The organism is Bradyrhizobium cytisi (genome assembly GCF_008123515.1).
Taxonomy (GTDB): Bacteria; Pseudomonadota; Alphaproteobacteria; order Rhizobiales; family Xanthobacteraceae; genus Bradyrhizobium; species Bradyrhizobium cytisi.
The window spans coordinates 157,977-179,142 of the sequence record NZ_VSSR01000025.1; the positions used below are offsets into that span (position 1 = coordinate 157,977).

The 21,166-nt window shown below is 63.2% G+C and carries 21 protein-coding genes and 1 pseudogene; 5 read left to right on the forward strand and 17 right to left on the reverse strand.

Annotated features, from left to right (window positions below; all coding sequences use genetic code 11):
- Positions 1 to 169: 169 nt before the first annotated feature.
- Complete coding sequence (locus FXB38_RS17470) at positions 170 to 1,900, forward strand: methyl-accepting chemotaxis protein (RefSeq protein WP_148752099.1); 1,731 nt, start codon at positions 170 to 172, stop codon at positions 1,898 to 1,900.
- Between the two features lie 266 nt (positions 1,901 to 2,166).
- Here the strand turns inward: FXB38_RS17470 and FXB38_RS17475 are convergent, their stop codons facing one another.
- A complete protein-coding gene (locus tag FXB38_RS17475; protein ID WP_148752100.1) occupies positions 2,167 to 2,484 on the reverse strand; it encodes an antibiotic biosynthesis monooxygenase family protein in 318 nt (105 codons plus the stop codon).
- A gap of 217 nt (positions 2,485 to 2,701) precedes the next feature.
- On the opposite strand from FXB38_RS17475, the gene FXB38_RS17480 reads away from it, so the two are divergent.
- Both FXB38_RS17480 and FXB38_RS17485 read left to right on the forward strand, forming a co-directional pair.
- Entirely contained in the window at positions 2,702 to 3,199 is a 498-nt protein-coding gene (locus FXB38_RS17480; RefSeq protein WP_148752101.1) for a YkgB family protein, read from the forward strand.
- 113 nt (positions 3,200 to 3,312) lie between these two features.
- The gene (locus FXB38_RS17485; protein ID WP_148752102.1) at positions 3,313 to 3,765 is read left to right on the forward strand and encodes an arsenate-mycothiol transferase ArsC; all 453 of its coding nucleotides are present in this window, start codon (positions 3,313 to 3,315) and stop codon (positions 3,763 to 3,765) included.
- 104 nt (positions 3,766 to 3,869) lie between these two features.
- Here the strand turns inward: FXB38_RS17485 and FXB38_RS42775 are convergent, their stop codons facing one another.
- The 7 genes and pseudogenes from FXB38_RS42775 to FXB38_RS17520 form a co-directional block, all read right to left on the reverse strand.
- Positions 3,870 to 4,046, reverse strand: coding sequence for a hypothetical protein (locus FXB38_RS42775; RefSeq protein ID WP_187434946.1), 177 nt, complete (start codon positions 4,044 to 4,046; stop codon positions 3,870 to 3,872).
- 286 nt (positions 4,047 to 4,332) lie between these two features.
- Positions 4,333 to 5,652 carry a TAXI family TRAP transporter solute-binding subunit gene (locus FXB38_RS17490; RefSeq protein ID WP_148752103.1) on the reverse strand — a complete coding sequence of 440 codons (1,320 nt, stop codon included), beginning with the start codon at positions 5,650 to 5,652 and terminating at the stop codon, positions 4,333 to 4,335.
- A 217-nt stretch (positions 5,653 to 5,869) separates the two neighbouring features.
- Positions 5,870 to 6,142 (reverse strand): annotated as a pseudogene (locus tag FXB38_RS17495) (SUMF1/EgtB/PvdO family nonheme iron enzyme); the annotation flags it as partial.
- A gap of 378 nt (positions 6,143 to 6,520) precedes the next feature.
- A complete protein-coding gene (locus tag FXB38_RS17500) occupies positions 6,521 to 6,868 on the reverse strand; it encodes a hypothetical protein (protein WP_148752104.1) in 348 nt (115 codons plus the stop codon).
- Positions 6,869 to 7,106: 238 nt separating this feature from the next.
- Complete coding sequence (locus FXB38_RS17510; protein ID WP_148752105.1) at positions 7,107 to 8,123, reverse strand: zinc-dependent alcohol dehydrogenase family protein; 1,017 nt, start codon at positions 8,121 to 8,123, stop codon at positions 7,107 to 7,109.
- Positions 8,120 to 8,539 (reverse strand): (R)-mandelonitrile lyase, encoded by a 420-nt coding sequence (locus FXB38_RS17515; RefSeq protein WP_148752106.1) that lies wholly within the window; start codon positions 8,537 to 8,539, stop codon positions 8,120 to 8,122. The genes FXB38_RS17510 and FXB38_RS17515 overlap by 4 nt, the downstream gene beginning before the upstream one ends.
- A 50-nt stretch (positions 8,540 to 8,589) precedes the next feature.
- Positions 8,590 to 9,804 carry an MFS transporter gene (locus FXB38_RS17520; protein ID WP_148752107.1) on the reverse strand — a complete coding sequence of 405 codons (1,215 nt, stop codon included), beginning with the start codon at positions 9,802 to 9,804 and terminating at the stop codon, positions 8,590 to 8,592.
- Positions 9,805 to 9,935: 131 nt separating this feature from the next.
- Between FXB38_RS17520 and FXB38_RS17525 the strand changes: the two genes are divergently transcribed.
- The gene (locus FXB38_RS17525; protein WP_148752108.1) at positions 9,936 to 10,844 is read left to right on the forward strand and encodes a LysR family transcriptional regulator; all 909 of its coding nucleotides are present in this window, start codon (positions 9,936 to 9,938) and stop codon (positions 10,842 to 10,844) included.
- Positions 10,845 to 11,014: 170 nt separating this feature from the next.
- On the opposite strand, the gene FXB38_RS17530 is transcribed toward FXB38_RS17525, so the two are convergent.
- The 3 genes from FXB38_RS17530 to FXB38_RS17540 form a co-directional block, all read right to left on the reverse strand.
- Positions 11,015 to 11,533, reverse strand: coding sequence for a P-loop nucleotide/nucleoside kinase family protein (locus FXB38_RS17530; protein ID WP_148752109.1), 519 nt, complete (start codon positions 11,531 to 11,533; stop codon positions 11,015 to 11,017).
- Positions 11,534 to 11,658: 125 nt separating this feature from the next.
- Positions 11,659 to 12,150 (reverse strand): septal ring lytic transglycosylase RlpA family protein, encoded by a 492-nt coding sequence (locus tag FXB38_RS17535; RefSeq protein WP_148752110.1) that lies wholly within the window; start codon positions 12,148 to 12,150, stop codon positions 11,659 to 11,661.
- Between the two features lie 416 nt (positions 12,151 to 12,566).
- On the reverse strand, positions 12,567 to 13,007 hold the full coding sequence (locus FXB38_RS17540; protein ID WP_148752111.1) for a GNAT family N-acetyltransferase: 441 nt from the start codon (positions 13,005 to 13,007) through the stop codon (positions 12,567 to 12,569).
- A 270-nt stretch (positions 13,008 to 13,277) separates the two neighbouring features.
- On the opposite strand from FXB38_RS17540, the gene FXB38_RS17545 reads away from it, so the two are divergent.
- Positions 13,278 to 14,042: an outer membrane protein gene (locus FXB38_RS17545; protein WP_187434947.1), complete on the forward strand. Its 765-nt coding sequence runs from the start codon at positions 13,278 to 13,280 to the stop codon at positions 14,040 to 14,042.
- Positions 14,043 to 14,126: 84 nt separating this feature from the next.
- On the opposite strand, the gene FXB38_RS17550 is transcribed toward FXB38_RS17545, so the two are convergent.
- The 6 genes from FXB38_RS17550 to FXB38_RS17575 all read right to left on the reverse strand — a co-directional run bounded on the left by FXB38_RS17550 (position 14,127) and on the right by FXB38_RS17575 (position 21,144).
- On the reverse strand, positions 14,127 to 14,291 hold the full coding sequence (locus tag FXB38_RS17550) for a hypothetical protein (protein ID WP_488226224.1): 165 nt from the start codon (positions 14,289 to 14,291) through the stop codon (positions 14,127 to 14,129).
- A gap of 28 nt (positions 14,292 to 14,319) precedes the next feature.
- The gene (locus tag FXB38_RS17555; RefSeq protein ID WP_187434948.1) at positions 14,320 to 14,895 is read right to left on the reverse strand and encodes an HdeD family acid-resistance protein; all 576 of its coding nucleotides are present in this window, start codon (positions 14,893 to 14,895) and stop codon (positions 14,320 to 14,322) included.
- Positions 14,896 to 15,024: 129 nt separating this feature from the next.
- Positions 15,025 to 16,548: an FAD-dependent oxidoreductase gene (locus tag FXB38_RS17560; RefSeq protein WP_187434949.1), complete on the reverse strand. Its 1,524-nt coding sequence runs from the start codon at positions 16,546 to 16,548 to the stop codon at positions 15,025 to 15,027.
- A gap of 155 nt (positions 16,549 to 16,703) precedes the next feature.
- Positions 16,704 to 17,531: a 3',5'-cyclic nucleotide phosphodiesterase gene (locus tag FXB38_RS17565; RefSeq protein ID WP_148752115.1), complete on the reverse strand. Its 828-nt coding sequence runs from the start codon at positions 17,529 to 17,531 to the stop codon at positions 16,704 to 16,706.
- Between the two features lie 215 nt (positions 17,532 to 17,746).
- Positions 17,747 to 18,625: a transglutaminase family protein gene (locus tag FXB38_RS17570; protein ID WP_148752116.1), complete on the reverse strand. Its 879-nt coding sequence runs from the start codon at positions 18,623 to 18,625 to the stop codon at positions 17,747 to 17,749.
- Positions 18,622 to 21,144: a circularly permuted type 2 ATP-grasp protein gene (locus FXB38_RS17575; RefSeq protein WP_148752117.1), complete on the reverse strand. Its 2,523-nt coding sequence runs from the start codon at positions 21,142 to 21,144 to the stop codon at positions 18,622 to 18,624. Before FXB38_RS17575 ends, FXB38_RS17570 begins: the two co-directional genes overlap by 4 nt.
- Positions 21,145 to 21,166: the final 22 nt, after the last annotated feature.

The following is a 21,166-nucleotide window of genomic DNA, read 5'->3' on the forward strand; positions in this document are numbered from 1 at the left end:
CTATACCTTCGGATCAAGACGCTGAAATATCTTACCTTTCTTTCGACCTGGGGCGAAGGGGGGCCAACGGCCGCGTTAACGCTGCGTCCATCTTCATTCTGCATAGTTTTGCATCAATTTTAGAAGACCGCGCAGTCCGGCCACTCCTGGCCATTCGGGCCCCCGCACCATGACATCAGACCGATCTGGGAATACCGCCGGCCTGGCAGGCCGTTTCTCGCTGGCCACCAAGCTCTATGCGATCTTCGCGCTGTTCGCCCTGCTCATCGCGGCGATCGCGATGCTGTCGGACTACAACAGCCGCCGCGGCGCCGAGTTGACCAGCGCGATCGAGACGGCGAATGCGGCGGCGCTGAACGTCGAGCGCGTCAACTCGCTGGTCTATGCGGTCGTGATGGAATCGCGCGGCGTCTACATGTCGACCGAACCGGCGGTCGTGAAGAAATACGGCGATGGCCTGCTCAAGTTCAACGGGCAAATCCTGAATGTCGTGAAGGGATGGGAGAGCATCGTCAAGGCTGACGACGCCGAGCAGTTCGCCACCTTCAAGAAGCGCATCGAGCAGTTCGTCGACTTCCGCAAGGAGCTGGTGCGCCGCGGCGTCGAGATCAATGCAGCCGCGGGCCGCGAATGGGGCGACAATGACGCCAACCGCGCCGTGCGCTCGGCGCTGAACAAGGATCTCGAGGCGCTCTCCAAGGTCTATGCCGAGCGCGCCAGGCAGATCGCGCGCGAGACCGAGACCAACCGTACTCTGTCCTTCGTGCTGACCTGCCTCGCCGGCGTGGCGCTGGCGCTGGTCGTGATCGGCATCATCATCATCGCCCGCTCGATCGCGCGGCCGCTCGCCGCGATCACCGCGACCATCAAGCAGGTCGCCGACGGCGCCGAGAATGTCGTGGTGCCGCACGCCGGCCGCGCCGACGAGATCGGCGCACTGGCCCGCGCCATCGAAGTGTTCCAGGACGCGATGGGGCGCAACCGCAACCTCGCCTCGCAGGTCTCGCAGGATTCCGCGGCACGCGAGCAGCGCGCGCACCACATCGAGCAGTCGGTCGAAGCGTTCCGCGAGGCGATCGGCGCGATCATGCGCGGCCTCAGCGACAACGCCACCGTCATGCGCGAGACCGCGCAGACCATCACCCGCGTCACCGCGGATGCGAGCAGCCGCGCCGGCACGGCGGCGAACGCCACCGAGCAGGCCTCGCACAACGTCAGTGCGGTGGCAGGTGCCGCCGAGGAGCTGTCGGCATCGGTCGAGGAGATCGGCCGCCAGGTGCGGCAATCCGCGGGCGCGGTGGAGCAGACCGGCCAGCGCACCGAGAAATCGATCGCCGAGATCGAGAGCCTCGCCGCTGCCACGCAGCGCATCGACGGCGTGCTGACCCTCATTCAGACGATCGCCGAGCAGACCAATTTGCTCGCGCTCAACGCCACCATCGAGGCTGCGCGCGCCGGTGACGCCGGCCGCGGCTTTGCGGTCGTCGCGCACGAAGTGAAGGCGCTGGCGGGACAGACCGCGAAGGCGACCGCCGACATCGGCGAGAACGTCGCGATGATCCAGTCCTCCACCCGCAGCGCGGTCGATGCCGTCCGCGAGATCGGCGGCGCTGTGCGCGAGATCAACGAGGTCACCTCCGCGATTGCCGGCGCCGTCGGCCAGCAGGACCAGGCCACGCGCGAGATCTCCTCCAACGCGCAGAGCGCAGCCCAGGGCAACGAGACGCTGGTCGCCAGCATCACCTCGCTCCGCGACGCCATCGGCGAGACCGACACGGCGGCCTCCTCGGTGCTGACGGCCGCAAGCAGCGTGAGCGCGACGGCGGACACGCTGTCGCGCGAGGTGGAAAAGTTCTTCCAGAACTTGCGCTCGGACAGCCGCGTTGCCAAGGCGGGGTGATCGAGCGGCCGCCGTCCACAGAGCAGGCCCGCCTAAACCCAACACGCGAAAACAACCCCATGCACAGTAGGCAGGGTGAGCCTTGTCAATGGCCTGACCGCCAGCGTCACACGGCTGCTGATTTTACGAAATTTGTTTGACACGTCGGGCAAAACACCGGCATGATGTCACCATGGCGATGCTCCCCGAACCGAACCCCAGGGGGCGCCCAGAGACAACCGGGGACACGCGTTCCCAGGATGCCATCTGGTACGGCCCGGGCCTCATCACCCATGCTCGAACGGGCCGACTTCGCGGATGACCTTGCATATCTGCAAGAATCCGCTGGCGTAGAATTCGGCATGACCTCGCTTCATGGCTTCGACATGGTCGGGATGGGTCCGCCAGCCTTCGAGCGCCTGCTCCGAGGCGAAGCGAAAGACGGTGATCTCCTCCCCGTCATCCGCCTTGAATGATTTCACAGACAGAAATCCGGGAAGGCCGCTGACTATTCCATACATGCGCTCGCCCAGGCGATCGTACTCGTCGCCCGATGCGCCGTCCCGCAGCTTGAGGTCTCCAATCACGATCACCTCACCGAGCATTTCGTCCTCCGCATTCAATTCCAACCCGAGAGAGAGTTCGCGGGCGCCCGGCCATTATTACGTTTCGGGATCAATAATTCCCATGTCCAACGACAATTTTCGTGATCCGAGCCCGGCCGCGCCGCACACAATCGTGAACTGAGACGCTTCCGGCCGCGCGTAACGAGCCCGGGAGTGCGGCCGTACTGCCAACAATGCATCGTCAAGGGCCGGTCAAATGAAAGAGCTAGCGAGAGCAACCTTCCATATCGCAGAGGATGGGGCGGGGTCCTATCGACCGCTGGCGATCCTGCGCTGGGTCATGGTCGTGATCTTCGTGTCGTTCGGCATGCAGAAGTTCACGCTACAGTCGGCCCAGGGCATCGCGCAATTCATCAGCAACAGCCCGCTTGTCTCGTGGCTATCGGTCTTCGGATTGAGGGGCGGAGCCTATGTCCTCGGTGTCACTGAATTCGTGATTGCGGCCTTGCTGGCTGCCGGTGCGTTCAGCCCGATCCTCTCAGCGCTGGGATCGTTGATGGGGGCGGTCACTTTCGCCGTCACTTGGTCGTTCTTTTTCACCACGCCTGGCGTCGTGAAATGGAGCATCTCGACCGACCCGATGGCCTGGAATCTGGCGGGCGAGTTCCTGTTCAAGGATATTGTGCTGTTTTGCGTCTGCGCCGTGCTGCTCCTGGCGTCACTGCCACAGGTGGTTACGCGGCTGCGCTGCTAAGACGGCTCAAAGAGCCACGTGTCTATCGGCGCGAGACCGTGTTAACTTCTTCGGATTGCGGGGCCACATGACTGCTCTGGCATGTGGCAGATCGTTGGTGGAAGCACGACTTGATGAACAAGACCAATCGCGTGCTGTTTCTCTGCACGGGAAACTACTATCGAAGCCGCTACGCCGAGGAGATTTTCAACCATCAGGCCGGGCTCGAAGGGCTGGGTTGGCACGCCTTCTCGCGCGCCGTCGCCGCAAAACTCTTTCCCGAGAACGTGGGGCCCATGTCGCCCTACACGCTGAATGCCTTGCAAGCGAAAGGCATCGCGCCGGGAGGCGCTGCGCGCGGTCCGGCGCTCTGCACGGTCGACGACTTTGCGCAAGCCGCGCTCGTGGTCGCGCTGAAGTATGCCGAGCATCGCCCCATGATCGAGCGTCGCTTTGCCGGCGTTGCCCATCGCGTCGAATACTGGAACGTGGACGATATCGAGTTCCTCGATCCGCCAACGGCGCTGGGCAAAATCGATGAGCTGGTTGGGCGGCTGATCGGGAGCCTGCAGAGCCGCCAGCGATAGTGCGAATATCCGCGTTCATGCGCGCTTCAAAATGAAGAGCCCCCATGCATCATCTTCGGATAGAGGTCGCCGAAGCCAGTGACGGAATCGCCGATGCTGTCGGTTCACACCAAGCCGAAGGGCGGCAGCGAAACGGATAGTGTCCCGTTGACGGTGGCGCCGTTGCGCCCGACGATCGCTGCCATCTGTACCGCCAACTGACCACCTAAAACCGGAGTTGCGAACGTGTAGCTCGGGACGAGCAATGCGAGGTCAGCATCGGCTTTCAGGGTCGCATTCAAATTGACGTTCAGGTTCGGATTCAGGCTGCCGATCTGAAGTCCGCGGGAACGCGCGACATCGGCACCAGCACTGACCGATGTATGATAATAAACCGTCGCGAACGCCCATCCCGGCTGCCCCGGCGCGGTCGCGAGACTGCCAAATATGCCCGGAAGCTAAAAACTGGTGCCGCTTTCATCGGCCCTCGAAACCGTCGCGGTGGTCGAAAGAAAGCCGGCGCATAAAAGGGCGATGGCTGCGGGAGTTCGCAGCGGCAACTAATTCATAACGACTCCTCTGTGTCGCTCAGGCTACACAGGCCACTGCAGGTTTCTTCGCAAGCATCGCTCGTCGATCGTGGACCAAGCTCTCGAGCCTATGGGCGGCGACATTCAGCGTCGCGTCGTCCACCGCACTCTCGTCTCCGCGCGCTGCTTTGGCGCGTTGCGCGCTGAGGATACCGTCGATCTCTTCCTCGATGTCGGAGAGTTCGGCTTCGGTGCCGGCCTTTCGGATACGGCGCCCCAGCGCATAAAGGGAATCCAGCGGACCCTCGCTTTTCGGGCTCCCAAGTCCCAGGAATTTCCAGGCCGCGGCGAGGACGGTCGCAGCGCCTCCCAGGATCATCGGCGTGAGGTAAATCCAGTTGCCGTACTCATCCATGAAACTCTGTTGGGTGGCGTTGTAGACGGCCGCCGCCCCGGGGTGCAGCGGAAGGTAGGCATCCTGGTCGGTGCTGGGCGCTGTGATCTGCGCGAAAATCGGATCCTCGGCCAAAAGGTCCCTGCGGACGCTCATGATCGTCTGGGTGAGCGTGGCGACCAGATCGGAACCAAGCTTCTTGTTCGCAACCAGATAGAGTGAAGTCCTCAAGGTTGTCAGGTCATCGTCCGGGACTGGCGGCGCTCCTCGCAGGGTGCCCTTTGGGACGTCGAAGCTCTCATAGGCACGCTCGGTTTCCGCGATTGCCGCGGCGGAATCGATCGCGATCAGGATCGGCAACGCTTTTGGCCCTTGCTGGGAGAAGCCTCGCACCAGTGACAAATATTTCTGGGCCAAAGGGATCACGACGAGCACTGCCGCAACCTCCTTGGACTGGATGGCTCGCCGGGCATCCGTCAAAGGGATATCCTTGAACACCTTCTGTCGATCCAGTCCGTATTCCTTGCTCAGCACATCGGCGATTTTGGCATTGGTGTCTCCGCCGATCACCCCGATGCGCCGGCCTTTCAATTTGTCGATGCTGTCGATGGTCGATCCCGGCGGAGCAACGATGAGGACGACCATGTGGCTCACGACCACCACGGCTTTCGCTTGTGACAGGTCACCGACATCGCCGCGAACCACGGCAAGGTCCACCTTGCCGGCCGAAAACGCATTGGCCGCCTCGAGCGCCGTGCCGCTGTCGACAACCTTCAGCCGGACCGGCGCGTTGGTCGCGACGAGTCGGCTTGCCATGGCGGACATCATCTTGGCCGCTTCGCCATCAATGGAGCCGACCGCCACGCTCAGGGTCACCGGGCGCGTGTAGTATCGATAAGCGAACAGGCTCGCGCCTGCCGCAAGACCAACTGCTCCGACCAGCAGGACAAAACGAAGCCAGAGCGGCAAATTCGGCGAAGTCATGCCTGTCATCCCAAACACGTCGATCGATTGCCGCCGCTACGCGGCTGACTTTCGTTGTGTCCTTTTTCACGGCCAGACGGTTTTCAGGCCATTGGGCGTCTCATTTTCCTTCAAACGCGAATACGCGCTTCCAGTCATTCTTCATGTCGACAATGGTCCAGCCCTCCGCCTGAGCGACATCGAGCGCCTTGTCGAGCTTGCCCACGGAAGAGTTGCGGTCGCGGAGATCGACGGGATGATCGGGTGGATTGAAAACGAGCGAACCCGCTTTCAGCATGTGGGGCAATGCACCCGGATAATCGTTCGGATCGGGAGCGATCTCGGCAAAGGTGACGTATCCCGTCACTTCAATGAATGCACGAAACTGCTGGTTCGTCACTGGCGTTCGATCGATCCGGAAGCTGTCGACCGCGACGCGATGGGCCGGCTTCTCCTCGGGATAATGCTTGTCCGATCCCATCCGGAACATGCCGCCGGGAACGAGCAGCATGTCGGCGTGTCGCTCAGCAACTGCCCACGTGCCTGCTTCGGAGAGACTCATGATACGCACAATCCTGCCAAGGCACACAAAACTACGCTCGTCCTGACGGCGCGCCAGGAAGCGGCCGTCGATCAATCACATGGCCGGCGCCTCAATGCGCGCCAGACGTCAATTGAACATCGAAGAATGCTAGAGCGATTTGAATCATCGTCCGATAGACATCAATGGTCCGGACGATTGTCTGCTACCGCACATTGCGCCTAACACGCTGTGGAAGCAAGCATGTTTGTCCTCGCACTCACGCGTGCGGCGGTCAGTGGAAATTCCGCGTGTTGATTTAAATCAAACCGGACGGCCGAAGTTCGGAGCAGTCGCGATGCAGTACGATCAGTTCTTGGGAAGCTTTCGCGCAAATTGTTGATCCTGAAGACAGGTCAACAATTCGACGTAACTGGGCGGCATCGCATTGTCGTCTGCCTTCTCGCCAACGGCCACCGACATACACATAGCGCGGTCAGACGCCAAAAAACCCGGCCATTGGGTCTGAAGCTGATCCTTCGCCCGCTGCTCGTCGTCCACACACCGCTTGATTGTTGCGGCCATACCGGCATTGGGATCGGAAGCCGACGCGCTGTCGACTTTGCAGCCCCGTTGAATGTTGAAGTTCGGCACGGTGTCGGCGACGTTGAAAATCAGCGGCAACGTAAGCAATACTGTCGGGATGTGCGCGAACATTTTGGTCCTCCTCGCAAGAGTTAAGAGTCAGAGACCTCAATTTCACGTCGTCGTACGAGCTGGCAGCGTGATCGACAGGACCCTACGCTTATGCGATCGCGAAACAATCGGATTCGTAAAATCAGTCCGGAGGAATTCCTCGATCCGCCAACGGCGCTGGGCGAAATCGATGAGCTGGTTGGGCGGCTGATCGGGAGCCTGCAGAGTCGCTCCCGATAGACAGCGCCCTGCCCCGCCGTCACACCGTCAGCATCGTCTTGATCGCGCGGCGCTGGTCCATCGCCTTGTAGCCTTCGGCAACCTGGTCGATCGGCAGCGTGAGATCGAACACCTTGCCCGGCTGAATCCGTCCATTGAGCACCCGATCCATGAGATCGGGCAGGAACCGCCGCACCGGAGCGGGACCGCCCAGCATGCGCCGCTGCCCGAAGAACAACGCCTGGCCATCGAAGGTCACGCCATGGGGAACGCCGACATAGCCGATCGTGCCGCCCGGACGCGTGCATTCGAGCGCTTGTGACATGGCTTCCTGCGTGCCGACGCATTCGAGCACCGAGTCGGCACCGACGCCCCGGGTCAGCTCCTTGACGCGCGCGATGCCCTCGAGGCCGCGCTCGACGACGATATCGGTGGCGCCGAACTCCCGGGCCAGATCCTGCCGCGTCTTGTGGCGGCTCATGGCGATGATGCGCTCCGCGCCCATCTCTTTCGCTGCAAGCACACCCATGAGGCCGACCGCACCGTCGCCGACCACCGCGACCACGGAGCCTTGCTTCACATTCGCGGCGTCCGCGGCGTACCAGCCGGTCCCGAGCACGTCGGAGGTCGCAAGCAGATGCGGGATGAGATCGCGTCCCGGCATCTCGCTGGTCGCGACCAGCGTGCCATCAGCGAGCGCGACGCGCGCGTAAGGCGCCTGCGCGCCCGACATGAACTCACGCTGCTCGCACGACGACTGGAAACCGAATTTGCAATGCGGGCAGGTATTGTCCGAAAGGCAGAACGAGCCGACGACGAACTGGCCGGGCTTGATCGTCCGCACCGCGCCGCCGATCTCGACGACCACGCCGCAATATTCATGCCCCATATGCGCAGGGCCCTCACTGGGCTGTAGTCCACGATAGGGCCAGAGATCGGAACCGCAGATGCAGGTGGCCGACAGCTTGATGATGGCATCGGTCGGGCGAATGATCCTGGGGTCGTCGACGCTTTCGTAGCGGACATCGCCGGGTCCGTAGAGGACGGTTGCCTTCATTGTTGGTCTCCGTTGGCGGCGGCCGCGCCATACTGTTCGTCTGTTACCTTTTCCATCCACGCGACCGGGCTGCCGTCGAGCGCTTCCTGGATGGCGATATGGCTCATGGCCGTGTTCGCTGACGCGCCATGCCAGTGCTTCTCGCCGGGCTCGAACGAGACCACGTCGCCCGGTCGGATGTCCTCGATCGGACCGCCCCAGCGCTGCACGTGGCCGCGGCCGGACGTGACGATCAGCGTCTGGCCGAAAGGATGCGTGTGCCATGCAGTGCGCGCGCCGGGCTCAAAGGTGACGTGATTGCCGGCGACGCGAGACGGATCGATGGCCGGAAACAAGGGATCGATACGGACCGTACCGGTGAAATACTCTGCCGGAGCCCGGACCGATGCCTGGGAGCCTGCTTGCCGGATTTGCATGTTGTGTCTCCGTTGCTGTCAGTGTTTCAAACATTGCGCGCGAAGCCGCGTCACAAGGCACAAGCCGCGCATTGCGAGTTGGTTCTTGCTCTCCGACGAAAGATTCCAAACAGGATGACCGAGGACGAGAGCGCGAGGATGACGGCGCTGAACAGAAAGGTGGCGCGATAACCGCCACCGTCGAACAGCACGCCGCCGCCGGCGGCTCCGATCGTGATGGCAAACTGAACCACCGCGACCATCAAGCCTCCACCTGCTTCCGCGTCGTCAGGCAATGCGCTGCTCAGCCACGTCCACCAGCCGACGGGCGCCGCCGTACCGACGAAGCCCCACAGGAACATCAGTGCAGCCGTTGCGCCGAGTGAGGAACCATAAGCCGTCAATGCGACCGCCACGACGGCCATTGCGAACGGCATCAAGACGAGAGACGAATAAAGGCGCTGGCGGATGACGAGCCCAATCAGTGACGTGCCGACAAGACCGGCCACGCCCATGACGAGCAGCAGAACCGAAATGGTCGTGGCGTCGACGCGCGTCACCATTTCGAAGAACGGCCGCAGATAGGTGAAGAGTGAGAACTGCCCGAGGAAGAACAGCGCCGCTGCGAGCATGCCGTAGGGAACTTCAGGGCGGCGCAGAACCTTGAACGCCGCCGCCGCGCTTGCCCGCTGCTGACTCGGCATGCGCGGCAACGTGAAGAATTGCCAAAGCAGGGTCATCGCTGCAATCGGCACGACGCAAAAGAACGCGCCGCGCCAACCGATGTACTGGCCGAGCAAGCTGCCGAGAGGCGCGGCAATCGTCGTCGCGAGGGCATTGCCGCCATTGAGAAGCGCAAGTGCACGCGGCACATCCTTGTCCGGCGCGAGGCGGATCATCGTCGCGGCGGACATCGACCAGAAGCCACCGACGGCCATGCCGACCAGCGCGCGTCCGACCATGAAGACCGCATAACTGGGCGCAAAAGCAACGAGGATGCCGGAGACGAGGGTGATGCCGGTCAGCCACAACAAGACGGACCGACGATCGACACCGCGCGTCGCGGCCGAGATGAAGAGACTGGTGAGGATCGCGAACAGGCCGGATACGGAAATGGCTTGCCCCGCCTGGCCTTCGGTCAAATGCAGACTGTCCGCGATCGGCGTCAGCAGACTGACGGGCATCCATTCGGCTGCGACCAGCGTCGAGGCGCAGAGCGACAGTGCAAAAACTGCACTCCACGCGGCCACTGGCTGCATCGTCTTCTGATTTGTCGTGACGTCCATCGGGGATCCATATGTCGCGAAGCGCCCACACCGGCGCTGGTCACGGCAACACATAGCGCCGCCGACGGCATTCGATTAGCCGATATAATTTGCTTGCATTAATCGATGTGAGCCATGAATAGTGGCGGCCCATGGCCGCTCAGGATTTCAACGATCTGCTGGCTTTCGTGGCTGTCGCCCGCGAGCGCAGCTTCACGAAGGCCGCCGCGAAACTGGGCGTCGTGCAGTCGACGCTGAGCCACACGATCAAGCGCCTGGAATCGCAGATGGGCCTGCGGCTTCTCACGCGCACGACACGAAGCGTCGGCCTGACCGAGGCCGGCGAGCGGCTCCAGCAATCGGTTGCGCCGCGCATCGAGGAGATCGAACGCGATATCGCCGCACTGATGTCCCTGCGCGACAAGCCGTCGGGCACTATCCGGATTACGCTCTCGGACCATGCCCTGGAAAAGGCCGTCTGGCCGAAGCTGGTGCCAGTCCTGACGAAATATCCCGACATCAAGGTCGAGTTCAGCCTCGACACGGCCTTCCGCAACATCGTCGAGGACGGCTTCGATGCCGGCATCCGCCTCGGCGAGAGCGTCGAGAAGGACATGATCGCGGTGCGCATCGGTCCGGACTGGCGGCTCGTCGCGGTCGCCTCGCCCGCCTATCTGAAAGAGCATCCGAAGCCGAAGCATCCACAGGACCTCCTGAAGCATGTCTGCATCAAGCGGCGCGCGGCGGCCGGCGGTCATTATGTATGGGAGTTCGCCAAGAAAGGTCCCGACCTCCGGGTGCGGGTCGAGGGGCAACTGACCTTCAACGACTCCCGCGCCATGATCGAAGCCGCAATCAAAGGCTTCGGCATCGCCTATCTTCCCGAAGATATGGTGACGCGGCACGTCCGGTCCGGCGAGCTCGTCATCGTGCTCGACGACTGGTCGCCGAAATTCGACGGCTATTACATCTACTATCCGACCTCACGGCAGAACTCGGCTGCATTCAAGGTGATCGTCGACGCGCTCCGCTACAACGAAGCGCGAAGAAAGCGCGGCTAGTCGCGCTGATGTGCGTCCAAACGAAAAGCCCCGGCACGAGGGCCGAGGCTTGCGATGCAGTCCGCGTACATCCGGCGAACCAATCGTCACGTGGGAGACTAGCAACGGATTTTGAACGGATGATGACGGGGTTGGCGCGGACAAAATGTCGCTGTGGGGCGGAACCCAGCTCAACCGGTTTCGTCGCGAAGATAGATCTCCATCCGTTCGAGCAGATGATCGATCGAATCACTGGCGGTATCGAGCACCAGATGGTCGCGATCCCATGGTTCATAATGGCGACTGACGATGTCGTGCCAGCTCGGCAGCTTGAGGCCGGCGATGTCGGACGTGCGCGCTTCCGCGCGCTGCCGGTGCAGAGCCACGTCGCTGCAGATCACTTCGATCTCGGCGATGCGCGCCGATGCTTGCAGGGCCGTTTGCCGCCAGCCATCGCGGCTTGCCGGCACCGGATTGACGCAATCCGCGACCACCACGCGGTCGAGCCGCAGGTTCTCGGCCGCCAGTGCATTGGCGATGACGTAGCCCATCTGGCCGACGTCATGGCCCGCCGCGCGCAGCGTCTGCTCGATCGCATCGACGCGGATATAGGTCGCAGCAAACCGTCTCGTCAGCTCGCGTGAGAGCGTGGTCTTCCCGGTGCCGGGAAGGCCGCCGAAAACGATGAGGGTGGGTTGCCGGCTTGCCATGCCTCATCATCCATCGGCATGCTGCGGCCTGCAATGGGCGACGCAGAGCAACGGTCTCAAAGAAAGCAAAGCCCACGGCGGCATGATTCCAACCCGTTGTGCCATGCCTTTTTCGGCTACAACGTTCAGCCAACCGGCCCAGGAGTCCAATCGTCGCCGGACAGCGGCCTGACGGTGACCTGAGGAAGGACTCCAAGCTCCATGCTCGGGTCGAAATGGCGCATCGTCCGCTCGTTGAGATCGATGATGCGGCCGGGCCTGAGCGGCCCCACGTCATTGATCTTGACGATGACCTTCTTGCCGACGGCCTCGACGAGTGCAAATTTCGGTCTTGCGCCGAACTGAACCCCGCCAAATTTCTGACGCAAGCCCGTCTTGATGGCGGCTGTCCAGACTGAGGGATCATAACGCTCGCCGGAGGCTGTTCTCGGGCCACCCTCCTCCTTGCCGGGCTTGAACGGATTATATGTCGATGCTGCGCCAACGATCACATCTCCACGGGCGGCATCGACGACGGTGCTTGAATGAACCCCACTTGTTTCACTGCGGGCAACGGTCACAGAAACGGCAAGCGCAACCAGGGCGCCGCAAATTGCGGCGCTCGAGCGGAACACCATTATATCTCCTTTGATTTTTCGTACGGTTCCCGATGCCGCAGAACATGGCCAAGCGAACGCGTCAGCGTTTTTCGACTTGCGCCAGTCTCTTGCGGATTCGTGCCACCCCTGGCTTGCGGAACCATTGCGAGAACCTGAGCGGTTCCCGCATCGTGTTTTCGTTGTCGCTGTCTAAGACAGGGAATGAGTCAGCAACATGACACCTGGAGCGATGAGTCTTGATCCCCGGAGTCTTACGTACTCAGCGGTGAGGGCTCATCGCGCAACGCCCGTGAGAACGGCAATGGCGCGGAACTTCGGGACATCTGCATATCACCCCGCCGCGCTTTGATCAGCTCCTTGCCGATTGCGGCGAGGTGGACTTGGTCCGGACCGTCGCCGATGCGGATGAAGCGGCTGCGGACTCGTACGGAATTCTACAAGCTGCGCGTTAGAACCCGCTCCCCGTTTGCGAGCATCGCATCAGTCTCAACGAATCCGATCGAACGATAGAAGTCTAGCGGACCGCCATCGCCGAGCACGACGCTCGTCTGCATTCGTCGGTAGCCAGCATCGCGGAGAAGGTTGATCAGCTGCGTGATCGCCTGTTTTGCGTAGCCCATCTTTTGGTGGTTATGGTCGATCATCAACCGCCAAAGATAGGCAACTTCCGCCTCATCGGCTGGCTTCCACATCACGAAGCCAACCGGTACCTCGTCTGCGTATACTGCCCTGAAGATGGCTCGCGGCTCGAAATATGCTTGCGCTATTGAGAGTGCGTTGGGGGCGACAAAGCGCTTCTGCTCCTCTCTGGTTTCCAAGGCGCAAACCACCCGCACAGTTGCAGCGGTTATCTCGCGGAGGGTTATCATGGACATCACGATGCGGATTTCCGGTTTGTTGCGATTAGCCGACAGGACAACGCACCATGGGCCGTTAGGCTTGGGGCCAAGCGCAGCCCATATGTCGTCGGCTCGACAGATGTCCGAAAAGTCCACTGAGTGACGCCCCGGGCCGTGTAACATCGCAGCAACAGAGTTTCAAATACGTCTCCTGATGGGAGGATGAAAAGACGCACGCTCGGTGGGCCTCTGGTATATCCAATAGCTGGATTTTTACTTCGAGCGTTTTTGATGAATGGAGGCTGCATGTCTTTTCGGATTTTCAGCGGTATTGCGCTGGCTGCACTCGCTGTATCCGCCACGGCGGCCCAGAGCGCCGATCTTGGCACACGGGCTTACACCAAGGCGCCGATGGCGCCGGCTCCAATTTCCGTTTGGAGTGGCTGCTACATCGGCGGAAATGTCGGCGGAGGCTGGGACCGCCAAGACTATACCAACGTCAATCCCCATCGGCTGCCAAACTTCGACTTAGGGTCAGAGCGCAATTCCGGCGTGCTCGGCGGCGGTCAGGTGGGTTGCGATTACCAGGTTGGATCATGGGTGATCGGCGCCCAAGGCATGTTTGAAGCTGCTGACCTTCGCGGCAGCAACCATGTGGTGCCTGGAGCCGCCGATCCCCAATTCCCGAACGTTTTCGACCTCAGCGCAAAGACGTCCTGGATTACGACTGCGACCTTGCGCGTCGGCTATGCGGTGCTCCCGCAGGCCCTCATCTATGTCAAGGGCGGCGCTGCTTGGACCCATGCAAAACTTGACTACACGATCACCGGAATGGGTGTCTCAAATAACTCGGGTGCGGAGACACGGTCAGGTTGGGACATCGGAGGCGGTCTCGAATATCTCTTTGCGCCGAACTGGTCGGTATTCGTGGAATACAATCACATGGATTTCGGTACGCAGACGCTGAACACGCAAGACGCGTTTGGTTTCATCGAGCCTATTCGCGTTAGCCGCCGGATCGATACCGTCATGGCGGGCGTGAATTTCAGGTTCGGGCCGTGGGGTAGGTAAGCAGCACGGCGCGCGAAGAGCGCGCGCCTTTGCCCACCCTACGATTCCGAGCGAGAGGAGAGAGTCCTTCACCCACCCCGCCCCTCACGTCCCGCGCAGCAACTCGCTCGCCACGATCCAGTCGTTGCCGTCGAACTGGCGCATATAGCCGTCCTTGATCGGGCGGAAATCCTGCGGCGTGGTGTTGAGCGTGATGCCGGGCAGCAGCAGCGACAGCGGCGCGCTCTTCAGGCTGGAGGCCTGCGCCATGAAGTTCTCGCGTCGCGTTGCTGACGAGCTAGTGACGCCGCCGCAGGCTGAAACCCAGGCTGATCCAGCCGGCACCGGCCATGATCAGATCGATGCCGAGGAACAGGCCGAGGATATAGACGCTGTTGACCGGCCAGCGTGCCAGGATCAACAGCCCGAGCAGCAGCGTGATGATGGCCGACAGCGCCACCCAGACCCACGGGCTTTCGCGCTTCATGCTGAAGGCGAGAAACAGCCGCACCGCGCCCGAGGCCAATAGCGAGGCGCCGAGGAACAAGGTCAGCAGCGCTGCTGCAAACAACGGGTTCTCGAAGGTCAGGAAGCCCGCGATGATGTAGAGCGCGCCGAGCAAGGCCCAGAGCACGAACTTGCCCCAGCTCTTCATCTGGAAGGCGCCGATCACCTCGGTGAACCCTGCGACGATCATCATGGCGCCGACCACGATCACGCTTGCGACCGTCGCCATCACCATGCTGCCGAGCGCGACGAAGCCTGTGACGAGATAGACGACACCGAGGGCGACGATCCAGCCCCATTTGGCGTGCAGCGCGGCAATGCCCGAGCCCAGGCCGAGGTTGGGAGAGGTATCCGAAGCGCTTGTCATGACGGCCACTCCTGCATGTGAAGCCCCAGCGCACAGCTCAGGATAGCACCGATCGCGCCGGGACGACAGCCAGCCAAGCGGCCCCTGCGGGAGCCAACATTGAGGTAAATCAACCTCAAATGCGGCGCCTCACCCGCGCGCCCGCTCCATCTCGAGCTCGGCCTTGAGATTGTCGAGATCGCGGTTGATCGAGGCGACGGCCAGCACGCGGCCGGCCTTGATATATCGCAGCATGCAATCCCGTTTGGAGATGCTGCCGTCGATCTCAATGTGGTCGTAGCTGTCGGCGTGGCCCAGATAATTGATGACGACGTCAAAATGCTGGCTCCAGAAGAACGGCACGGCGTCGAAGCGCTCGCGCTTGCCCATCATGTTGCGCGCCGCGGTCTGGCCCTGCCGCTCCGCCACCACCCAGTGCTCGACGCGGATGGTTTGCCGCGAATGCGGATCGGGCCAGCGCGCGATATCGCCGGCGGCGAAGATTCCGGCGACGCTGGTCTCCAGATATTCGCTCACGCTGACGCCCCGATCGGCTGCGAGCCCTGCGTGCTCTGCCAGCGCAAGGCGCGGCTTGACGCCGATGCCGACCACGACGAGGTCGGCCTCGATCACGGCGCCGCTCTTCAGCGTGGCGCGGGTACCGTCGATTTTCTCCACGGTGTCCTTCAAGTGGAAGCTGACGCCGTTCTCCTCGTGAACCTTGCGGATGAAATCGCCCATCTCGGGACCGAGCACCTTCTGCATCGGCCGCTCCTCCGGCGCGACCACATGGACCTCGAGCTTGCGCGCACGAAGCGACGCCGCGACCTCGAGGCCGATGAAGCTCGCACCGATCACGAGCACGCGCTTCGCGCTGCCCGCCGCCTTGATGATGGCACGGCTGTCGGCCACGGAGCGTAAGGTGTGGACATGCGGCTGATCGGCGCCGGGGATCTGGAGCTTGACCGGCTCTGCGCCCGTCGCGAGCAGCAGCCGGTCGAACGGCAGCTTGTCGCCATTGCCGAGCGTCACGCTGCGCGTCTTCGGATCGATCGCCGAGACGTTGGTGTTGAGCCGGAGATCGATGCTGGCATCCCCATAGTAGTCCTCGGGGCGCAACGGCAGATATTCTTCCGGCGCATTGCCGGCGAGATAGTCCTTGGACAGGTTCGGCCGGTCGGTCGGCATCGCGCCGTCACTGCTGAGCATCGTGATGCTGCCGGCAAAACCCTCGCGCCGGAGCATCTCGGCCGCCGCAAAACCGGCCCCGCCGCCGCCGACGATGACGAACCTTTCCGGCGTTGGCGCGGTGCGGTGGGACGCCGAAGGCTTCGGCATATCGCGCTTGCGCTGGACCATGATCCTGTCCTGATCGCGCGTCACCTCCCACACTGCCAGCGTATTGATTGCCGGCGCACGCGTCGCCTCGCCGGTGCGAAGTGAGAAGCAGGCGTGATGCCAGGGACAGCGGATAGTGTCGCCGACCACCAGCCCTTCGGCCAGCGGACCATGCCAATGGCTGCATTCGGGCTCGATTGCAAACACATCGCCGGCGGCGTGCACCAGCAGGACGTCCTCCTCGCCGACATGCCCGAGCAGCTTACCATCCTTGAACTCGCGCAACGACACGCCCCTGGTCAGGTCGGGTCCGCCCGGCTTCTTGTCCTCGGTCATGGTCATCTCCCTGGCACCTCAACGCGCAGCTCAGGATTGGACGACGGCGACAGCGAAAAGTTCCTGCGATCGCGAAAATCAGGCTTTGGCCGCTCAGGATTCAGAAGCGCCGGCGGCGGCGCTTTCCGCTTCGCTCCATGCGGGCTACAAGAGCCCTACTTCTGCGGTCCGGATAGCGATATCTCGCGTTCGGCCCGGAACACGTTGCTGTAGAGATTGGCGATCCACTGCCGGCCGATCTCGGTCTTGTTGAGATAGCCGATCTCGGTCTGGATGTGCGGCGCGACGCTGTTCCAATAGAATTGCGGATAGCGGTTCACGATGTCGGCGGGCGAGTCGTAGCCGAGTTGGCGATTCATGCCGACCTCCTCGAACTCGTAATAGAGTGCATTGGCCTTGCGCAGATAGTTGGGATCGCCGAGCTGCCCGATGAAGTCGGCGGCGCGCAGGATCGACGCCTCGTCGTCATATTCCTGGCCCTCGCGGGCCGGGAAGCGCGTCCCCTCGATGGCGCGCGCGATGCGTTCAGGATCGAGCCCCGGAATGTGCCGCAACCGCCGCGTCACATAGAGCTTCGAGCGGTCGACGTGATACGTCATCAAGCTGGCGTCCGACGCACCGCGCGGCAACGAGATCTTGGTGTCGGCAGCATCGATCACGAAGCCGTCGATGTCATCCTCCTCGAACAGGCCGCGCACATAGCCGATATCGTGGGCGAGGCAGGCGATCAGGACGTGGACGTAGTCCTCAGCCGTCAGGTGGGTATGGAGGCTTCGGCCGCTGAGGATGGAATGGCCCGCCAGCGTCACCAGCATCGTATGCTCGATGTTATGGTAAAGGGCATCGCTGTTGCCGATGCATTCCATCGCCGTGCGGGTTGCGCTCTCGACTATACTCGCAGCGCTCTCGTCATACCGACGCCGCATGAACGTGCCCAGCAGCTTCTCCAGGGATTCAGCTGCCAGTCGCGGTAACGTCATCATGGATGCAGCCCCGTCCGTCGGTGGTGTCCCACGCTAGCCTCCTGACGCCTCATACTCGCCCTCGACGCAGGCTCAGCATAGCCCAATCTGGGGCGACTGGCCAAACCCGGGAGTGAAAACACGGAAATATGTTGCAGTTGTGCTCCGCGATATCGCGGTTGCGGTGAATGCTCGACACATCCCTGGCGGGCGTCGCCGGGACGGCAAAACCGCAATCAGTCCACCAGCTGCACGTCCACGGCGACGCCGAGCTTCTGCTTCGGGGAGCCGACGATGATGCCGTCCACCGGGGACACATCGGAGAAGTCGCGACCGACCGCCAGCACGATGTGGTCATTGGCGACCAGGAGATCGTTGGTCGGATCGAAATCGACCCAGCCGAGCTCCGCGCCGCACCACAGCGACACCCAGGCGTGCGTGGCATCCGCGCCCTGCAAGCGCGGCTGTCCTGCCGGCGGAATGGTGCGTAAGTAGCCGCTGACATAGGCGGCAGGCAAGCCGAGCCCGCGCAGCCCCGCGATCATCACATGGGCAAAATCCTGGCAGACGCCGTGGCGCTTGTCGAAGACCTCGTCGAGCGGCGTCGAGATCGCCGTCGCCTTGGGGTCATAGCGAAACCCGGTGCGGATGCGATGCATGAGATCGACCGCACCCGCGAGGATGCCCTTTTCAGGCACGAAGCTCTCGGCAGCATAGGCACTGACGGGACGCAGCACCGGCACCAGCGGGCTCGCAAAGACATAACCGACCGGCGAGGACGGCCCGAGGCTTGTCGCTTCGAACGCGATGTCGCGGATGCTCTCCCAGGATGGGCTCGCGGCATCGCGCGCCGGTGGCTTCCGCGCGACGGAGACGCGCGAGCGCGAGTCGATGCGTAAATTGCGATGCGCGGCCTCGATCACGATGCTCTCGGTCAGCGTGCCGAAGAAATCGCGGCGGACGTGGCGCTCGGACGGGCGCGGACGGATCTCGATCTTGTGCGAGATCAGCTCCTGGCCGTTGCCGTCCCTCGGCTCAAGCCGCAGCGTGCAGCGGGCGAAGCTGACCGGGCTCTCGTACTCGTAGGTCGTGACGTGCCGGATGTCGTAGATCACGCCAGCCCCGTCAGCTTTTCCGGCCGGCTCGCATTGGTGCCGTGCGGGAAGTAATGCAGCCCGATCGCTTCGGCGAGGCTGAGCAAATCCTGCTCCAGCGCGAACAGGGTCTTGACCTCGAGCTTCTCGGCTTCGGCAGTCGCCAGCATGGACTGCACCGCCACCGCAAGCCGCTGCGGCTGCTCGATCAGGCCATGCTCCTTCAGGCTCGGCAGTGCCGCGATATGCTCGTTCAGCGTCGTCACCTGGAACGCCACCGACCGCGGATTGTAGGGATCGAGCACGGCGAGATCGCGCACCGGCGCCAGGATCGGCGCCAGCAGATAGCGCGAGCGGTAGGTGATCTGGGAATCCACCAGCGTCAGCAGGATGTCGAGGTCCTCGTCGCCAGCCTCGTCATAGGCAAACTGTCGGGCAAAACGCGCGGTGTTGATGGCGCGCTCGGTGCGGCGGCCAATATCGAGGAAGCGCCAGCCGGCGGCGCGGTTCATGTTCTCCTGCGCGAGGCCTGCGAAGCTCGCAAGCTCCTGCAAGGTCAGCTCGGCCGCACTCAACACGCTGTCGTCGTCCTCGACCTCGTAGGAGAGCCGATCGGCCATCTCGGTGATGACCTGCCAGGCATCGGGCGACAGCCGCTCGCGCAAGGAGGTTGCGGTGCGCTGCGCCGCGCGCACCAGCGACAGCGCCGAGCCGAAACGCGCCTCGCTCTGCAAGGCTTCGGCGACGATGCGCCCCGGTGCCGTGCGCGAGGTCTGCGAGATCGCACCCCAGGTCACCAGCAGGCGCTGGATCCGTTCGGCCGATTGCAGCGAGGCCGCGGTGCCCTTGTTGGGTCCGCTCGGCGAGCCCAGCGCGCGCACCAGCCGCAGCGTCGCTTCGGCGCGTTCGAGATAGCGGCCGAGCCAGAACAGATTGTCGGCAGCGCGGCTCGGCAGCACGCCGGCGATCCGGCGAATCCGGACCTTGTCTGTCGCTGGCAGCAGCGACGCGGTCGAGACCTTCTTGTCCGACACCACCCAGACGTCGGCGGCACGCGCGCCGTCTCCCATCGACACCGCGCGCGCATCGGCCTGCTCGGCGATCCGGCAGAACCCGCCGGGCATGATGGCCCAGCCGTCGGGCGTTGCCGCAGCAAACACGCGCAGCACGAAGGGGCGCGGCATGATCTGCCCCTGCTCCCACACCGGCATGGTGGACAAGCGCACCACCTCCTGGCCGACATAATCCATGCCGCGGGCGCCGATAGCGTCGACCAGCCGCTGACGGCCGGCAGCATCGAGCCCGCTCGCCAGCACCGGGCCGTTGCTGTCGAAGCCGGGCACGCCGCGCCGGTAGGCGCCTTCGATCGCGACCTCGTCGAGCCGCGACAGCACCTCGTCGCGCGCCGAGCGCTGGCCGCACCACCAGGTCGCGATGTGCGGCATCTTCAGCTCTTCGCCGAGCAAACGGCGGCTCAAGGCCGGCAGGAAGCCGAGCAGCGCCCTCGCCTCCAGCACACCGGAGCCCGGCATGTTGGCAACGACGATGCCGTCCTTGCGCAGCACATCGATCAGGCCGGGCACGCCGAGATGCGAGGAGGCATCGAGCTCGAGCGGATCGAGCGAGTTGGAATCGACACGGCGGAGCAATACGTCGAGCCGCTTCAGCCCCGCGACGGTGCGAATGTGGATGCGATTGTCACTGACGGCGAGATCGTCGCCCTCGACCAAGAGGAAGCCGAGATAGCGCGCCAGCGTCGCGTGCTCGAAATAGGTTTCGCTGAAACTGCCGGGCGAGAGCACGCCGATCCGCGGCTCGTCACGATCGGCCCGCGCGCGAAGGCTATCGCGAAACGCCTCGAAGAACGGCGCGACGCGCGGCACATTCATCGACTTGTAGAGATCGGAGAAGGCGCGCGACAGCACCAGGCGGTTCTCCAGCGCATAGCCCGCGCCTGACGGCGCCTGCGTGCGGTCGCCCAGCACCCACCAGCGGCCGTCGGGCCCACGGCCGACATCGGCAGCATAGAGCGAGAGGTAGCGTCCGCCCGGCGGCGGCACGCCGCAGACGGGACGGAGGTATTCGGGACTGCCGGCAATCGCGCCGGCCGGCAGCGCACCTTCCGCGACCAGCCGGCCTTCGCCATAGATGTCGCGCAGCACCAGCTCCAAAAGCTCGGCGCGCTGGGTGATGCCGGCGGAGAGCTGCTTCCAGTCGGCCTCGTCGATCAGCAGCGGCAGATGGCTGAGCGACCACGGCCGGTCGGCGCTATCGCCGGGGGCGCGGTAGGTGACGCCGGCCTCGCGGAGATGGCGGTCGGCCATGCCGAAGCGCCGCTCGACCTCGTCGGGCGCCAACGTGCCAAAGGCATCGAAGAAGCGGCTCCAGACCGCGCGCGGGGCGCCGTCGGGCCCCAGAAACTCGTCGGGGATGCCGGGCAGGCGGCGATAGTCGCGGACCCATTGCGCGAGGCGGCGCTGACCTTCTCGCTGACCTTGCGCCTTACCCGTCTTGTCCTGTTCGGCTGCGCCCTCGCCCATGCGCCTCTCCCTGCCCCACCAT

Bases quoted from the DNA above. Each gene is read 5' to 3' on its own strand.
- FXB38_RS17535 (WP_148752110.1), bottom strand. From the start codon at position 12,150: ATGGTGTTCCGCTCGAGCGCCGCAATTTGCGGCGCCCTGGTTGCGCTT.
- FXB38_RS17475 (WP_148752100.1), bottom strand. From the start codon at position 2,484: ATGCTCGGTGAGGTGATCGTGATTGGAGACCTCAAGCTGCGGGACGGC.
- FXB38_RS17565 (WP_148752115.1), bottom strand. From the start codon at position 17,531: ATGATGACGTTACCGCGACTGGCAGCTGAATCCCTGGAGAAGCTGCTG.
- FXB38_RS17545 (WP_187434947.1), top strand. From the start codon at position 13,278: ATGTCTTTTCGGATTTTCAGCGGTATTGCGCTGGCTGCACTCGCTGTA.
- FXB38_RS17470 (WP_148752099.1), top strand. From the start codon at position 170: ATGACATCAGACCGATCTGGGAATACCGCCGGCCTGGCAGGCCGTTTC.
- FXB38_RS17540 (WP_148752111.1), bottom strand. From the start codon at position 13,007: ATGTCCATGATAACCCTCCGCGAGATAACCGCTGCAACTGTGCGGGTG.
- FXB38_RS17575 (WP_148752117.1), bottom strand. From the start codon at position 21,144: ATGGGCGAGGGCGCAGCCGAACAGGACAAGACGGGTAAGGCGCAAGGT.
- FXB38_RS17485 (WP_148752102.1), top strand. From the start codon at position 3,313: ATGAACAAGACCAATCGCGTGCTGTTTCTCTGCACGGGAAACTACTAT.
- FXB38_RS17550 (WP_488226224.1), bottom strand. From the start codon at position 14,291: ATGGCGCAGGCCTCCAGCCTGAAGAGCGCGCCGCTGTCGCTGCTGCTG.
- FXB38_RS17525 (WP_148752108.1), top strand. From the start codon at position 9,936: ATGGCCGCTCAGGATTTCAACGATCTGCTGGCTTTCGTGGCTGTCGCC.
- FXB38_RS17510 (WP_148752105.1), bottom strand. From the start codon at position 8,123: ATGAAGGCAACCGTCCTCTACGGACCCGGCGATGTCCGCTACGAAAGC.
- FXB38_RS17490 (WP_148752103.1), bottom strand. From the start codon at position 5,652: ATGACTTCGCCGAATTTGCCGCTCTGGCTTCGTTTTGTCCTGCTGGTC.
- FXB38_RS17530 (WP_148752109.1), bottom strand. From the start codon at position 11,533: ATGGCAAGCCGGCAACCCACCCTCATCGTTTTCGGCGGCCTTCCCGGC.
- FXB38_RS17480 (WP_148752101.1), top strand. From the start codon at position 2,702: ATGAAAGAGCTAGCGAGAGCAACCTTCCATATCGCAGAGGATGGGGCG.
- FXB38_RS17520 (WP_148752107.1), bottom strand. From the start codon at position 9,804: ATGGACGTCACGACAAATCAGAAGACGATGCAGCCAGTGGCCGCGTGG.
- FXB38_RS17560 (WP_187434949.1), bottom strand. From the start codon at position 16,548: ATGACCGAGGACAAGAAGCCGGGCGGACCCGACCTGACCAGGGGCGTG.
- FXB38_RS17515 (WP_148752106.1), bottom strand. From the start codon at position 8,539: ATGCAAATCCGGCAAGCAGGCTCCCAGGCATCGGTCCGGGCTCCGGCA.
- FXB38_RS17500 (WP_148752104.1), bottom strand. From the start codon at position 6,868: ATGTTCGCGCACATCCCGACAGTATTGCTTACGTTGCCGCTGATTTTC.
- FXB38_RS17555 (WP_187434948.1), bottom strand. From the start codon at position 14,895: ATGACAAGCGCTTCGGATACCTCTCCCAACCTCGGCCTGGGCTCGGGC.